The organism is Streptococcus parasanguinis, from assembly GCF_001578955.1.
GTDB lineage: Bacteria > Bacillota > Bacilli > Lactobacillales > Streptococcaceae > Streptococcus > Streptococcus parasanguinis_U.
This window is the reverse complement of the sequence record NZ_KQ969690.1, coordinates 560884-561806: the sequence shown is the minus strand read 5'-3', so window position 1 is coordinate 561806 and position 923 is coordinate 560884. Positions and strand designations below refer to the sequence as shown.

The 923-nt window shown below is 41.1% G+C and carries 1 protein-coding gene and 1 pseudogene; both read left to right on the top strand.

Going from position 1 to position 923, the window contains the following annotated elements; translation table 11 throughout:
- Positions 1-137: pseudogene (locus SPADD19_RS11675) on the top strand (alpha-ketoacid dehydrogenase subunit beta); the annotation flags it as partial.
- Positions 138-357: 220 nt separating this feature from the next.
- On the top strand, positions 358-923 hold a 566-nt coding region (locus tag SPADD19_RS06640; protein WP_241496512.1), incomplete at its 3' end, for an E3 binding domain-containing protein.

Sequence of the window (923 nt, the reverse complement as noted above, 5' to 3'; positions counted from 1 at the left end):
ATTACTTGGATGCACCAATCCGCCGTTGTGCGGGGGAAGATGTGCCAATGCCTTACGCACAAAATCTAGAGAATGCAATGATCCCAACAGTTGAAAGCATCAAAGATGCCATTCGTAAAACGTACAACAAAGAATAATACATAACATAAATTATGTAATATCATTTGAATTAGACGAGAAAACTTTGTATCTTTTTAGGTACAAAGTTCTCTACGTCCTTGATATCTTAGATTAGAGCACGGGCTAAAAGCTCGGAAAAAAGATAAATCTCCTTGACTTCATCGAAGTCTGCGTCGATTTCCTATTTTTCGGTCGCTTTTAAACGCCCTTTGCATCATAAATAGAATAGGAGAGGTCATGGCTGATGATAAGCTAAGAGCGACTCCTGCGGCTAGAAAATTAGCGGATGATCTAGGGATCAACCTCTATGATGTTTCTGGTTCAGGCGCAAACGGTCGTGTCCACAAAGAAGACGTGGAAACATATAAAGACACAAATGTGGTTCGCATTTCACCACTTGCAAAACGAATTGCTTTAGAACACAATATTGCTTGGCAAGAAATTCAAGGAACTGGTCATCGTGGCAAGATCATGAAGAAGGATGTCCTTGCTTTCCTTCCTGAAAATATTGAGAAGGATACCATTAAGTCACCTGCTCAAATCGAGAAGGTGGAGGAAGCTCCAGATAATGTGACACCTTATGGTGAAATCGAGCGAATTCCGATGACACCAATGCGTAAGGTGATCGCTCAACGGATGGTAGAATCTTACTTGACAGCACCAACCTTTACTTTGAACTATGACGTCGATATGTCTCAAATGTTGGCCCTTCGTAAGAAAGTATTGGATCCAATCATGGAAGCCACTGGCAAGAAAGTCACTGTAACAGATTTGCTTTCTCTAGCAGTTGTTAAGACCTTGAT